The organism is Xylanimonas sp. McL0601 (assembly GCF_049852175.1).
GTDB lineage: Bacteria > Actinomycetota > Actinomycetes > Actinomycetales > Cellulomonadaceae > Xylanimonas.
This window is the reverse complement of the sequence record NZ_CP187527.1, coordinates 881427-894217: the sequence shown is the minus strand read 5'-3', so window position 1 is coordinate 894217 and position 12791 is coordinate 881427. Positions and strand designations below refer to the sequence as shown.

At 74.2% G+C, this 12791-nt stretch carries 13 protein-coding genes; 5 read left to right on the top strand and 8 right to left on the bottom strand.

Annotation, left to right across the window (positions count from 1 at the left end):
- Positions 1-27: 27 nt before the first annotated feature.
- The 5 genes from ACO4JP_RS04115 to ACO4JP_RS04095 form a co-directional block, all read right to left on the bottom strand.
- On the bottom strand, positions 28-1167 hold the full coding sequence (locus ACO4JP_RS04115; RefSeq protein ID WP_425956116.1) for a S1C family serine protease: 1140 nt from the start codon (positions 1165-1167) through the stop codon (positions 28-30).
- Between the two features lie 98 nt (positions 1168-1265).
- Complete coding sequence (locus ACO4JP_RS04110; protein ID WP_425956115.1) at positions 1266-2318, bottom strand: sulfate/molybdate ABC transporter ATP-binding protein; 1053 nt, start codon at positions 2316-2318, stop codon at positions 1266-1268.
- Positions 2315-3112 (bottom strand): ABC transporter permease, encoded by a 798-nt coding sequence (locus ACO4JP_RS04105; RefSeq protein WP_425956114.1) that lies wholly within the window; start codon positions 3110-3112, stop codon positions 2315-2317. The genes ACO4JP_RS04110 and ACO4JP_RS04105 overlap by 4 nt, the downstream gene beginning before the upstream one ends.
- Positions 3109-3909 carry a molybdate ABC transporter substrate-binding protein gene (modA, locus tag ACO4JP_RS04100; RefSeq protein ID WP_425956113.1) on the bottom strand — a complete coding sequence of 267 codons (801 nt, stop codon included), beginning with the start codon at positions 3907-3909 and terminating at the stop codon, positions 3109-3111. Before modA ends, ACO4JP_RS04105 begins: the two co-directional genes overlap by 4 nt.
- A complete protein-coding gene (locus tag ACO4JP_RS04095; RefSeq protein WP_425956112.1) occupies positions 3906-4319 on the bottom strand; it encodes a TOBE domain-containing protein in 414 nt (137 codons plus the stop codon). The genes modA and ACO4JP_RS04095 overlap by 4 nt, the downstream gene beginning before the upstream one ends.
- A gap of 165 nt (positions 4320-4484) precedes the next feature.
- Here ACO4JP_RS04095 and ACO4JP_RS04090 point away from each other — a divergent pair, with 165 nt between their 5' ends.
- From ACO4JP_RS04090 to ACO4JP_RS04080, 3 genes are all read left to right on the top strand, one after another.
- On the top strand, positions 4485-5459 hold the full coding sequence (locus tag ACO4JP_RS04090) for a DNA topoisomerase IB (protein ID WP_425956111.1): 975 nt from the start codon (positions 4485-4487) through the stop codon (positions 5457-5459).
- Positions 5460-5592: 133 nt separating this feature from the next.
- Positions 5593-6777 (top strand): S53 family peptidase, encoded by a 1185-nt coding sequence (locus tag ACO4JP_RS04085; RefSeq protein ID WP_425956110.1) that lies wholly within the window; start codon positions 5593-5595, stop codon positions 6775-6777.
- Positions 6778-6925: 148 nt separating this feature from the next.
- Positions 6926-8512 (top strand): NAD-dependent epimerase/dehydratase family protein, encoded by a 1587-nt coding sequence (locus ACO4JP_RS04080; RefSeq protein WP_425956109.1) that lies wholly within the window; start codon positions 6926-6928, stop codon positions 8510-8512.
- A 9-nt stretch (positions 8513-8521) separates the two neighbouring features.
- On the opposite strand, the gene ACO4JP_RS04075 is transcribed toward ACO4JP_RS04080, so the two are convergent.
- Complete coding sequence (locus tag ACO4JP_RS04075) at positions 8522-9721, bottom strand: zinc-dependent alcohol dehydrogenase (protein ID WP_425956108.1); 1200 nt, start codon at positions 9719-9721, stop codon at positions 8522-8524.
- 7 nt (positions 9722-9728) lie between these two features.
- A complete protein-coding gene (locus ACO4JP_RS04070) occupies positions 9729-10313 on the bottom strand; it encodes a DUF2231 domain-containing protein (RefSeq protein WP_425956107.1) in 585 nt (194 codons plus the stop codon).
- A gap of 133 nt (positions 10314-10446) precedes the next feature.
- Between ACO4JP_RS04070 and ACO4JP_RS04065 the strand changes: the two genes are divergently transcribed.
- Complete coding sequence (locus tag ACO4JP_RS04065) at positions 10447-11088, top strand: UdgX family uracil-DNA binding protein (RefSeq protein ID WP_425956106.1); 642 nt, start codon at positions 10447-10449, stop codon at positions 11086-11088.
- Between the two features lie 8 nt (positions 11089-11096).
- On the opposite strand, the gene ACO4JP_RS04060 is transcribed toward ACO4JP_RS04065, so the two are convergent.
- Complete coding sequence (locus ACO4JP_RS04060) at positions 11097-11777, bottom strand: O-methyltransferase (protein ID WP_425956105.1); 681 nt, start codon at positions 11775-11777, stop codon at positions 11097-11099.
- Positions 11778-11859: 82 nt separating this feature from the next.
- On the opposite strand from ACO4JP_RS04060, the gene ACO4JP_RS04055 reads away from it, so the two are divergent.
- A complete protein-coding gene (locus tag ACO4JP_RS04055) occupies positions 11860-12783 on the top strand; it encodes a cation transporter (RefSeq protein WP_425956104.1) in 924 nt (307 codons plus the stop codon).
- Positions 12784-12791 lie beyond the last annotated feature (8 nt).

Sequence of the window (12791 nt, the reverse complement as noted above, 5' to 3'; positions counted from 1 at the left end):
GCCGGCGCCGCCCGGACGCGGCGAGCCTCAGGCGGCCGGCCCCTCGGCAAGGACGACGCGCGCGCTGTGCTGCTGCCCGACGGCGTCCGTCCAGGTCAGCGTGATCGCGTCACCGGGCTGGTGGCCCGCGAGCGCCGCCGTCAGGCCGTCGGCCGACGTGATCGCGGTGCCGTCGACGGCGGTGATGGTGCTGCCCGCGGTGAGCCCGGCCTGCTGGGCCGGCGTGCCGTCGATGACGCCGGCGATCGCCGCCCCGCCGAGCCTGTCGTACTGCGACGCCACCTGGACGCCGAGGAAGGCCGGGTAGCCGATGGTCACGGTGTCGCTGGCGGTGCCGGCCATGATCGCGTGCGCGATCCGGAGCGCGTCGTCGATCGGGACGGCGTAGCCCGTGATGTCCGCGCTGCCCGACGACGCCGCGGTGTCGATGCCGACGACCTCGCCCTCGGAGTCGAGCAGCGGCCCGCCCGAGTCGCCCGACACGACGTCGGCGTTCACCTCGATGAGCCCGCTGAGCGTCTCGCCCTGGGCCGGGCCCTCGCTCTGCGTGGTGATGGACTGCTCGAGTGCCGCCACGGTGCCGTCGGCCGCGGAGAGCGTGCCCGTGCCGCCGGCGTTGCCGACCGCGGTGACCTGGTCGCCGACGGTGGCACCGCCGTCGTTGTCGATCGTGGCCGTCTGGAGGCCGCTCGCGTCCTCGAGACGGAGGACGGCGACGTCGCCGGTCGAGTCGGTGCCGACCACCCTCGCCGTGTAGGACTCCCCGGTCGCGGCGACGACGACCCGGATCTGCGTCGCACCCTCGACCACGTGGTTGTTGGTGAGCACGTAGCCGTTGGACGTGAGAACGACGCCGGTGCCGGCGGCCTCCGCACCCTCGTAGCCGAGGACGGTCTCCACGAGCACGACGCCGCGCTCTTCGGCGGCGGTGGCGGGCTCGCTGACCTGGGTGGACTGGGTGTCCTGCGTCGGCAGGGCGGGCTGCGTGGGCTGCTCCTGCCGGGCGGGCGGGCCGCCCCACCACGTCCCCGGACCCGCGACGGCGGGGACCTTCGCCTGCTGCGCCGCGTGCTCCTCGGCCAAGGCGTACCCGCCACCACCGAGCACGAGGGTCAGCATCAACCCGCTCGCGATGAACCCGGCCTGCCTGCTCGTGATCCGCTTCATGATGCGACCTCCTCGATGTGTCACCACCGATTGGACGCCCCAAACCCTCGACTGCACTGAGGGTTGTCTGGGAGCTTGCGGGGGTCGCCGAGCCGCGGTCAGCCGGGGTAGATCTGGACCTCGGCGGCCTTCACCACCAGCTGGACGCTGACGCCACCGGCGAGCCGGAGCTCCGTCGCCGCCCCCGGCGTGATGTCGGCGGCAAGGTCGCCCGCACGGACGCGGACGAGGTCGCCGTGGGGCTCGAGCACCGTCACGGTCCGCGCGAAGGTGTTGCGCGGCGAGCCCGTCGTCGGCGAGGTGTGCACCGCGACGGCGGCGGGGCGGAACACCGCCACGGCCGGCCCGCCCGCCGGCAGGACGCCCTCGGTGTGGCCCCGGACGAGCTCACCGGCCGGGGTGAGCAGGCCGTCGCCGTCCCACGTCCCGGCGAGCAGGTTGAGCCCGGCGATGCGGGCGGCGAACGCGCTGCGCGGGTGGCTCAGCACGTCGCGGGTGGGCCCGTGCTCGACGACGCGGCCCGCCTCGATCACGGCGATGTCGTCGGCCAGCAGCAGGGCGTCGAGCACGTCGTGCGTCGCGACGACGGCGGTGCGTCCGGCCAGGACCCGGTGCAGCGTGAGCCGCAGGGCAGGGGCGACATCGACGTCGAGCGCCGCGAGCGGCTCGTCCAGCAGGACCAGCTGCGGGTCCGCCGCGAGGGCGCGGGCGACGGCGGCGCGCTGGGCCTGACCCCCCGACAGCGAGGCCGGCCTCCGGTCCGCGAGATCACCCAGGTCGACCTCGTCGAGCCAGCGGCGCGCGGTCTCGTACGCACGGTGCCGCGCGACGCCGTGGCTGCGCGGACCGAACGCGACGTTGTCCAGCACGCTCAGGTGCGGGAAGAGGCGCGCGTCCTGGGCCAGCAGCCCGACCCCGCGCGCGTGGGGTGGCACCCAGGCGCGGACGTGGCCGCGGTCGGTGACCGTCAGGTCGCGCTCGCCGAGCGCGATGCGCGCGTCCTGCGGGCTGATCAGCCCGGCCGCGGCGGCCAGCAGGGTCGACTTGCCCGCGCCGTTGGGGCCGAGCAGCGCGAGGGTCCGCCCGGCCGGCACCTCGACGGCGACGTCGAACCGGCGTTCCGGAACGGTGGCGGCGAAAGAGAACGTCACAGCAGGCTCCGGCCGCGGTGGGTCAGGCCGATGACGACCACCGCCACGACGACCAGCACCAGCGAGAGCGCGACGGCGGCGTCCGGGTCGGTCTCGCGCTGCAGGTAGATCTCGAGCGGCAGGGTGCGCGTCACTCCCTGGAGCGACCCGGCGAACGTGATGGTCGCGCCGAACTCGCCCAGCGCGCGAGCGAACGCCAGCACCGTGCCCGACGCGAGCGCGGGCGCTGCGAGCGGCAGGGTCACGCGGAACAGCACCCGGGTGGGCCGGGCACCGAGCGTGGCCGCGACCGTCTCGTACCGGTCGCCGGCAGTCCGTAGCGCGCCCTCCAGGCTGATGACCAGGAACGGCAGCGCGACGAACGTCTGGGCCAGCACCACCGCCGTCGTCGAGAACGCGACCTGGATGCCGAGCACCTCGAGCGTGTGCCCCAGCAGGCCGCGGCGCCCGAACGTGTAGAGCAGGGCGATGCCGCCTACCACGGGCGGCAGCACGAGCGGGAGCAGCACGAGCGCCCGCGCCAGCTCGCGCCCGGGGAACCGGACGCGGGCGAGGAAGAGCGCCATCGGGACCCCGAGCACCACGCACAACGCCGTGGCGACCGTCGAGGTACGCAGGCTGAGCCCCAGCGCAGCCATCGACGACTCGCTGGTGATCAGCGGCCACAGCCTGCCCCAACGCACACGCGTGAGCATCGCGGCGAGCGGGAGCAGCACGAGGGCTGCTCCCGCGACCGCCGGGGCCAGCGCCCATGCGGGCACGCCCACGCCGGCGCCGGCCCGGCGGCGGGTCACGGCCGCCCGAACCCTGCGGCGGAGAGCACGCCCTGCCCCACCGATCCCGTGACGAGCCCGACGAACTGCTGGGCGAGCTCCGGCTGGGCCGCGCCGGCCACCGGCGCGATCGGGTAGGTGTTGACGGCCTGGTCGGCCACAGGGCACGTCACGCCCTCGACCTTGCCGGCGGCCCCCTTCACGTCGGTCACGTAGACCAAGCCGGCGTCGGCCTCTCCCGCGATCACCTTGCTGAGCACGTCCGTCACCGACTGCTCCTCGCTGACAGGGCTCAGGGTCACGCCGGCCGCCTGCTCGACCTTGACGGCCGCGCGACCGCACGGCACCTCAGGTGCGCAGACCACGAGGTTCACGCCGTCCTTCGCCAGGTCGGCGAACGACGCGATCCCTGCCGGGTTGCCCGGAGGCACCGCGATCTCGAGGGTGTTCGTCGCGAAGTCGACGGGGTCGCCGGCCACCAGGTCCTCCGCCACGAGCTTGTGCATGTTCTCGGTATCGGCCGAGGCGAACACGTCAGCGGGCGCGCCCTGCTGGATCTGCGCGACCAGGTCCGACGAGCCGGCGAAGCTCAGCTGCACGGTGACGCCGGGGTGGTCCGCCTCGAACTGGTCGGCCAGCTGCTGGAACACGCCCTTGAGCGACGCCGCCGCGAACACCGTGAGCGTCGCCGGGGCCGTGCTGCCTGACGCCGCGTCCCCCGTCGCCGGGCCGACGCCGGCGCACCCCGCCAGCCCGATCGCCAGCCCGATCGCCAGGACGGCCGCGACCGGTGCCGCGACCACTGCCGTCTTCCTCACGGCGTCTCCCTGGCACCCATGTCGGTCTCGACCACCACGTGGGTCGACTTGATCGTCGCGACCGCCGCGGACCCGAGCTCGAGCCCGAGGTCGCGTACCGCCTCGCTGCTCATGAGCGACACCACGCGGAAGGGCCCGCACTGCAGCTCGACCTGGGCCATGACGGTGTCCATCTTGATGTCCGTGACCAGGCCCACGAACCGGTTCCGCGCCGAGCTGGCAAGACCGGCGGGGAGCTCGGGCGGCGTCGCGTGCTGCCGCGCGACCAGCGCGACCTCGTACCCGTCGACGACCATGCGCCCGCCGTCGTCCGACGCCGACACGAGCAGGCCACGGTCGACCCACCGGCGCACGGTGTCGTCGCTGACGCCGAGGTGGGTCGCTGCATCGCGAATCCGCATCTTTGGCATGATCGTCACCATAGACCCGCAGGAGCGGTCGTCACAGCACGACGCTGCCGCATCTCAGGGCGCGAAGAGGCGGGCGCCCGCAGGAAAGTGCTACCCCGACAGGGTTGCCTCGCGGTTCCCGGGGCAGGGAGTGCGAGCTGCGACCCCCGCGACCAGCATCGGAGCATGGCGCGGTTGCGGCGGGTCTCGGTGTCGTCGCCGGGGTACGGCCGCCGCCGCGCCGGCCGCGGCTGGGTCTATCTCGACGTCGACGGCACGCCCCTGCGCGACGCCGAGGAGGTGGCCCGCTGCCGGCGGCTCGTGATCCCGCCGGCGTGGCAGGACGTGTGGATCTGCCGCGACCCCGACGGCCATGTCCAGGCATTCGGCCACGACGACGCCGGCCGCGGCCAGTACCTGTACCACGAGCAGTGGACCGAGCGACGGAGCCGCCGCAAGCACGACCACGTGCTCGACGTCGCGCGACGGCTGCCCGCTGCCCGGCGGCGGGTGACGCGGGCGCTGGCCGAGCCGGGCCTGGGCCGCGACAAGGTGCTGGCGCTGGCGTTCCGGCTGCTCGACCTCGCATACTTCCGGGCCGGCGGCGAGATGTACGCCCGGCAGAACAAGAGCTTCGGGCTGGCCACGATCCGCAAGGAGCACGCCGTCGTGCACCAGGACGGCTCGGTCCTCTTCCGCTACCCCGCCAAGAGCGGACAGGTGCGGGAGGTCGCGGTCGACGACCCGGTCGTGGCGTCGCTGGTCACCACCATGAAGCGCCGCCGTGGCGGCACCGACCTGCTGGCCTGGCGCGACGACGACGGGTGGCACGACGTGACGAGCGCCGACGTGCAGGCGGCCATCACGGAGCAGCTCGGCCCAGACGCCACCCCGAAGGACTTCCGCACCTGGCACGCGACGGTGCTCGCGGCGCGCGCACTGGCCGACGCCGGCCCGCCGCCGTCGTCGGCTCGTGGGCGACGGCGGGTGATCGCCGCCGTCGTGCGCGACGTCGCGGAGGAGCTCGGCAACACGCCCGCGGTGGCCCGCGCGAGCTACATCGATCCGCGGCTCACCGACCTGTGGGAGAACGGCGAGACGGTAGGGCCGACCCGGAGCCACCGGACCGCCGAGCATCAGGTGCTCGATCTCCTGACCTGAGAACGTCCCGTGCTCAGCGGTGGACAAGCCTCCTATTTCGGGCCACATTGTTCCCGCGTCACCCGCATCACCGCATCACCCTCGGTTGTTCCAGCGGCCCGGCCATCGCCGGGCCCCCAGCTCAAGGAGTGCTGTGAGACGTTCCATCATCGGTGCCGTCCTCGCGACGGCCACGCTCGTCCTGGGGCTGACCGCCCCCACCTGGGCGGCCTCCCCCGCAGCCGGCCAACACGGCATGCACGCGTGCGCGCCCACCGCACCAGGAACCGCCGCGTGCCACGCCATGCTGCTGGTGAACCGCGACGGCGTCAGCCCCGCGTCGGCAACACCGCCTGCGGCCGGGCTGACCCCTGCGCTGCTCCAGGACGCCTACAAGCTCACCGGGCTGAGCTCGGGAGGCCGGACGGTCGCGATCGTCGACGCGTACGGCTACGCCAATCTCGGGCGCGACCTCGGCGTGTACCGGGCGCAGTTCGGCCTGCCCGCCTGCACGACGGCGAACGGCTGCCTCAGGATCGTCGACCAGAACGGCGGGTCGAACCTGCCCCGCGCCAACATCGGCTGGGCACAGGAGCAGGCCCTCGACGCCCAGACCGTCTCGGCCGCCTGCCCCGACTGCAAGATCCTCGTCGTGCAGGCCAAGAGCGCGTCGTTCGCCGACCTCGGGACTGCCGTGAACACGGCAGCCTCCATCGCGGGCGTCGTGGCGATCTCCAACAGCTACGGCGGCTCCGACGCTCAGGACACGACGTACGGCGCCCCCTACAACCACCCCGGCATCGCGATCACGGCGTCCACCGGCGACAACGGCTATCAGGGCGCGAGCTTCCCGGCGTCGTCGGCCCACGTCACGGCGGTCGGGGGCACGTCGCTCACGCGAGCGGCGGGCAGCGGCCGAGGGTGGAGCGAGAGCGTCTGGAACGGTGCCGGGTCAGGCTGCTCGGCCTACAACGCGGCGCTCGCCGCAGCGGCGACCTTCGGGACGGGCTGCTCCGGGCGGGCGATGGCGGACGTCTCGGCCGCAGCGGACCCGGCCGCGGGCGGCATGGCCATCTACTACCCGACGAGCGCAACGAAGTCGACATGGGGCCAGTGGGGCGGCACCAGCGAGTCGGCGCCCATCATCGCGTCGGTGTACGCGCTGTCCGGCAACACCACCGGCTACGCCAACGCCCTCCCGTACCAGCGAGCGTCCGGCCTGTTCGACGTGACCAGCGGGAGCAACGGCTCCTGCACCCCGGTCCAGCTCTGCGCCGCGCGCGCCGGCTGGGACGGCCCGACCGGGCTCGGCACCCCCAACGGGGTCGCCGCGTTCTAACCCGAGCCGTCGGCCGGTGACGCGGGCTGTGCTCCAGCCCGCGTCACCGGCCGGTGTCGCCGCCCCGGCCCCGCCGCGATGTCTCCCGCCGGGCGCGCTCGCCGGCCACGCAGATGCGAGTCACCCCGGCCCGGCTGACGGTGGAACGGTGAGAGTCGTCGTCGTCGGTGCCACCGGTAACGCTGGGACCGCACTGCTGCGTGCCCTCGTCGACGACCCCGCGGTGACCTCGGTGACGGGCATCGCCCGGCGGCTCCCCGACCGGACCGCTGCCCCCTACCGGGACGCGCACTGGGTCGCGACCGACGTCGGCAGCGACGAACCGGACGACGTCGTCGTCGAGCGGCTGGCGGAGGTCTTCCGCGGCGCGGACGCCGTCGTGCACCTGGCGTGGCTGGTGCAGCCCAACCGTGACCGCGAGCTGCTGCGGCGGACGAACGTGGAGGGGACGCGCCGCGTCGCCGAGGCGGCCGTCCGGGCCGGGGTGCCCCACCTCGTGGTCGCCTCGTCCGTCGGGGCCTACGCCCGGGCGGCCGACGACGAGCCGCACGGGGAGGACTGGCCCGCCGGCGGCATCCCGACGTCGCACTACAGCGTCGACAAGGCGGCCACGGAGCGGGTGCTGGACGACCTGGAGCGCGAGCACCCGGAGCTGGCAGTCGCGCGGGTCCGGCCGGCGCTCATCTTCCAGGCCGACGCCGGCGCCGAGGTCGTCCGGCTGTTCCTCGGGCCCCTCGTGCCGGTCCGGCTGCTCCAGCTCGGCCGACCCCCGCTGCTGCCGCTCCCGGCGGGGCTCCGTCTGCAGGCCGTGCACGCCGCAGACCTTGCCGACGCCTACCGCCGCATCGTCGCCGGCCACGCTCGAGGCGCGTTCAACGTCGCCGCCGACGACGTGCTTTTCGCGCGCGACGTGGCGGGCATCGTCGACCACGGCCGGTTCCTCCCGATACCGCCGCTGCTGGTACGGGCCGCCGCGGCGCTCGCCTACCGCGCGCACGCCGTCGCCGCCGACCCCGGGTGGATCGACATGGCGATGAGCGTCCCCGTGATGGACACCACCCGGGTCCGCACCGAGCTCGACTGGCGTCCCCAGCACACGGCTGCAGCAGCCCTGGACGAGGTCCTGACCGGCATGGGCATCGGGCACGGCGCGCGGTCGGCCCCGCTGCACCCCGCCCCCGCCGGCCGGCCCCCTGGTGACGCCGTCCTTCCACTGCGACACGGCCCGGAGCCCGGGATCCCGCCCACCATGGACCGCCAGCTCTTCGGGCTCTACCTCTCCGACCACCTGACGGGCGCGACGGCCGGGCTGGGGCGGATCGAGCGGATGGCGCGCACCTACGACGCGTCGCTGCAGCCGCAGCTCGCCGAGCTCGCCGAGCAGCTCCGGGGCGAGCGCGAGCTCTACGTGGACATGCTGCGCGTGCTCGGCGTCCGCCGCCGGCCGCTGCGACGGGCCGCGGCCGGGATGGCCGAGCGGCTGGGCCGGCTCAAGCTCAACGGGCGGCTGCTGCGGCGCTCGCCCATGACGCCGGTCCTCGAGAGCGAGCTGATGCGCTCCGCCGTCATGGGAAAGATCGGCGGCTGGCAGACGCTGCGCCAGCATGCCGCGGCGGTGGGACTCGACCGGGGCCAGTTCGACGCCCTGCTGCAGAAGGCCCGGCGTCAGCTCGAGGTGCTCGAGCGCCTGCACGCCGTCGTCCGGGTGGGCGCGTTCGACGCACAGCACCCGTAGGTGTCGCGACTACGCCCAGGGGTCGAGCACGACCTTGATGCAGCCGTCCTGCTTGCGCTGGAACAGCTCGTACGCCTCGGGCGCCTGCTCGAGCGGTAGCCGGTGCGTGCGCAGGTCGAGCACCCCGAGCGGGTCGTCGGGGTCCTGGACGAGCGGCAGCAGGTCGTCGGTCCAGCGGCGCACGTTGGCCTGCCCCATGCGCAGTGTGATCTGCTTGTCGAAGAGCTGCATCAGGGGCAGCGGGTCCCGGGCGCCCCCGTAGACGCCCGAGAGCGAGACCGTGCCGCCACGCCGCACGACGTCGAACGCCGTGAGGAGCGCCGCGAGGCGGTCGGAGCCGGCGAACCCGATCAGGGGCCCCGCGACGGCGTCGGGCAGGTACCCGACCATGGTCTGCGCCGTCTCCGTCAGCGGTGACCCGTGCGCCTCCATACCGACCGCGTCGATCACCGAGTCGGCCCCGCGGCCCTCGGTGCAGGAGCGGACGACGTCGCCGACGTCGTCCTGGGACGCGTGCGAGGCGTCCAGCACCTCGATGCCGTGCCGGGCCGCCATGGCCAGGCGGGCCAGCTCGAGGTCGACGCCGATCACCCGGCGCGCTCCGCGGTGCATGGCGACGCGGGCCGCCATCTGCCCGATCGGACCCAGGCCGAGCACCACGACGGTGCTGCCGGGGTGGACGTCCGCGTACTCCACCGCCTGCCACGCGGTCGGCAGCACGTCCGACAGGTACAGGTAGCGCTCGTCCGGCTCACCGTCGTCGGGCACGACGACCGGCCCGTACTCGGCGTGCGGCACGCGCAGGTACTGCGCCTGCCCGCCCGGGACCGACCCGTAGAGCCGCGTGTACCCGAACAGGGCAGCGCCCTTGTCCTGCTCCCGCACCTGCGTGGTCTCACACTGCGACTGCAGCCCGTGCGCGCACATCCAGCAGGTGCCGCACGCGATGCCGAACGGCACGACGACGCGGTCGCCCACCCGCAGCGCGCCGGCGTCCGCACCCACCTCCTCGACGACGCCCATCGCCTCGTGCCCGAGCACGTCGCCCTTGTCCAGGAACATGCCGAGCAGGCCGTACAGGTGGAGGTCGGACCCGCAGATGGCGGTGGACGTCACGCGGACGATCGCGTCGGTGGGCTCCTTGAGCTTGGGGTCGTCGACGTCCTCGACGGCGACCGACTGGCGCTTGCGCCAGGTCAGCGCGCGCATCGTGGCCCTAGCCCAGGCCGCTGGACGGTGCCGAAGGGTCGGCACCGCTCGCCGCAGGCTCGCCGCGTCGCAGCGAGAGATGGCCGCCCAGATATCCCGAGACCGAGACGGTGACCCCGCCGGCCAGGGAGGCCACGATGCCGGCGCCGAGGTGGCCGCGCCGGCGCAGCCACCATGAGGCTCCGTAGGCGATGCCCGCGACGGCGTTCAGGCTGGCGTGCAGCGCGCCCACCCGGCTGGACTCCTCGCTGCGCAGGCCGCTCCAGTCCGCGAGCCCGGTGAGCGCCGTCGGCACCACCAGCAGGAAGCCCGTGCCGACAAGCCGCCGGGACGCGTCGGCGTGGCGCTGAGGGCCGGTGAGATCGAGCCACGTCGCGCCGATCCACATGCCCAGCGGCAGGTCGGTCAGGAGAGGGTGCAGCGCGTGGCCGAGCGAGCGGCCGCGCAGCTCGTCGAGCATCCTCCCGGGAGGTAGGAGGCCGCCGAGCTTGCGATACCAGGTTCTCAGCGCGTCGATGCGGTGGTCCTGCTCGAGCGACTCGGCAAGGCGAGCTGCGGCACTGGTCTGGTAGCTCTGGTGCTGCGTGGTCATGGTCGTCTCCAAGCCGACGACGCACCCCATGTCCTGAGGACGCGCCCTGCCAGCGTAGGGCGGGCGCCGAGCGCCCGCACAGGGCCTGGAGCGCGCGGCTGCGAGGCGGTGCCCGCCGCGTGACAGTGGTCGCATGGCTGAGGTCGCGCGCCCCGGCGCGGAGCAGTGGGTGCCGGGCGGCGCCGACATCGCCACGCTGCGCGACGCCGCGGACGCGTGCCGCGGCTGCGAGCTGTGGGCCGACGCGACCCAGGTCGTCTTCTCCGAGGGGCCCGACGACGCGGCACTGATGCTGGTCGGCGAGCAGCCCGGCGACCGCGAAGACCGGGAGGGCGAACCCTTCGTCGGCCCGGCGGGCCGAGTCCTCGCCGATGCTCTGGCGGCCGCCGGCGTCGACCCCGAGCAGGTCTACGTGACCAACGCCGTCAAGCACTTCCGGTTCGAGCAGCGCGGCAAGCGCCGCCTGCACAAGACGCCCGACGTCGCACACATCCGCGCGTGCCTGCCCTGGCTGCAGGCGGAGGTCGCCGCGGTCCGGCCGCGCGTCGTCGTCGCCCTGGGCGCGACGGCGGCGCGGGCCGTCCTGGGCCGGGCTGTGCGTGTCGGGGCGGAGCGCGGGCAGCTGCTGCCTGCGCCCGACGACGGCGATGGCGCGGTCGTCGTCACCACGCACCCGTCGGCGCTGCTGCGCCTCCGTGACCGGGATGGCTGGGACGAGGCGTTCGACGCCCTGGCTGCGGACCTCCGGACGGCCGCGAGAGCCGCGGCCGCGTAGCCCGACCGTCAGCCGACCGAGCGGACCACCGCGATCGCGAAGCCGTCCCAGCCCTTGATCCCGACCGTCTGCAGGGCCGTGGCGGTGACGGCGTCGTCGGTGCCGAGCCGGTCGAGGAGCGCCTGGGTGCCGAGGATGGGCGGGTCGTCGCTGTCCGGGTCGGCGACGGCCCCGCCGCGCACCACGTTGTCGCAGATGATGACCGTGCCCGGGTGGCTCAGGCGCAGCGCCGCGTCCAGGTAGTGCGGGTTGTTGGGCTTGTCGGCGTCGATGAACACCAGGTCGAACGGCTCGGTTCCCGCCTCGATGAGCGCGCGCGCCGAGTCGATCGCCGGGCCGACGATCTGCTCCACGGTGCCCGCGACGCCGGCGCGCTCGAAGTTCTCGCGCGCGACGGCCGCGGTCGGCTCGTCGATCTCGAGCGTGACGACCGAGCCGGTGGGACCGACGGCCCGGGCGAGCCAGATCGTGGAGTAGCCGGCGAGGGTGCCGAACTCCAGGACGCGGCGCGCCCCCGCGATCTGAGCGACGAGGGAGAGGAACGCGCCCTGGTTCGGCGCGACGGCCGCCCCGGGCATGACGGTGCGCGCCGCGCTAGCCCGCGCCTGCACCAGGGCCTCGTCCTCGTGGACGAGCCGGTCGATGAGGTACCCGTCGACGTCGTCCCAGCTCGCCTCGTCTGCGCTCACGGTGCGACCGTAGCCGGACGACGCGGGGGCCACCAGGGGAGGCCACGGCGCGGAGCCGGGCTTCCCTCCGTACGCTCCGGGGATGGAGCAGAGTGCGGCGTACAGCTCGGAGCGCAGGGCGCTCCTCTTCAGCATGGGGGCCACCGCCGTCCTCGGCGTCGGTGCCGTGGTCTGGGGCGTGCTGGGATCGGTCCGCATCATCGTGTTCGACGGCGTGTACATGCTCGCGGGCATCGTCCTGGTGGGCATCTCGATCCTCGCCTCGCGCGCGTCAGGCTCCGCGCCGACCCGGGAGTACCCGTTCGGGATGCACGCGGCCACGCCGCTCGCCGTCGCGCTGCAGGGCGCGGCGCTGCTGGGGACGGTCGCCTACGGCGCGATCGACGCCGTCATCGTGCTGATCGACGGCGGCTCACCGGCGTCGGCCGCGTCCGTCCTCGCCTACGGCGTCGTGACCACCGTGGCCTCGCTGGTCGTCTCCCTCGTCCTGCGCCCGCACGCTCAGGAGTCCGCGCTGGCCCGCGCCGAGGTCGTCTCCTGGCGGGCCGGGGTCCTGATGAGCCTCGTCGTGGCGGTGGGCGGTCTGGTCGGGGTGGGGCTGTCGCGGGCCGACTCCCCCCTGGTCCCCTACGTCGACCCGGTGCTCGTCCTGATCGCCTGTGCCACCGTGCTGCCGATGGCGCTCTCCCTGGTCCGCGAGGGGATGCGCGAGCTGCTCGAGGCCTCGCCCGCGGAACCGCTGCGGGGTCAGATCGACGCCGCCATCCGGGCGGGCCTCGCCACGACCGACCTGTCCGAGCACCCGTTGCCCGAGCCGGTGGTGCGGGCCACCAAGCTCGGGCACCGCCTCTACGTGGAGGTCGACTTCGTCGTCGCTGCCGGCGAGTGGACCGTGGACGAGGAGGACGTCTTCCGCCGCGCGATCACCGCGCAGCTGGACGCGCTCGGTCACGAGGCGTGGGTGACGGTGGAGCTGACGACCGACGCCGAGCTGGTCGAGGACTGAGGCGGAGG

Excerpts from the sequence above, each read along its gene's own strand:
- ACO4JP_RS04115 (WP_425956116.1), bottom strand. The coding sequence starts at position 1,167 with ATGAAGCGGATCACGAGCAGGCAGGCCGGGTTCATCGCGAGCGGGTTG.
- ACO4JP_RS04095 (WP_425956112.1), bottom strand. The coding sequence starts at position 4,319 with ATGCCAAAGATGCGGATTCGCGATGCAGCGACCCACCTCGGCGTCAGC.
- ACO4JP_RS04090 (WP_425956111.1), top strand. The coding sequence starts at position 4,485 with ATGGCGCGGTTGCGGCGGGTCTCGGTGTCGTCGCCGGGGTACGGCCGC.
- ACO4JP_RS04075 (WP_425956108.1), bottom strand. The coding sequence starts at position 9,721 with ATGCGCGCGCTGACCTGGCGCAAGCGCCAGTCGGTCGCCGTCGAGGAC.
- ACO4JP_RS04070 (WP_425956107.1), bottom strand. The coding sequence starts at position 10,313 with ATGACCACGCAGCACCAGAGCTACCAGACCAGTGCCGCAGCTCGCCTT.
- ACO4JP_RS04065 (WP_425956106.1), top strand. The coding sequence starts at position 10,447 with ATGGCTGAGGTCGCGCGCCCCGGCGCGGAGCAGTGGGTGCCGGGCGGC.
- ACO4JP_RS04055 (WP_425956104.1), top strand. The coding sequence starts at position 11,860 with ATGGAGCAGAGTGCGGCGTACAGCTCGGAGCGCAGGGCGCTCCTCTTC.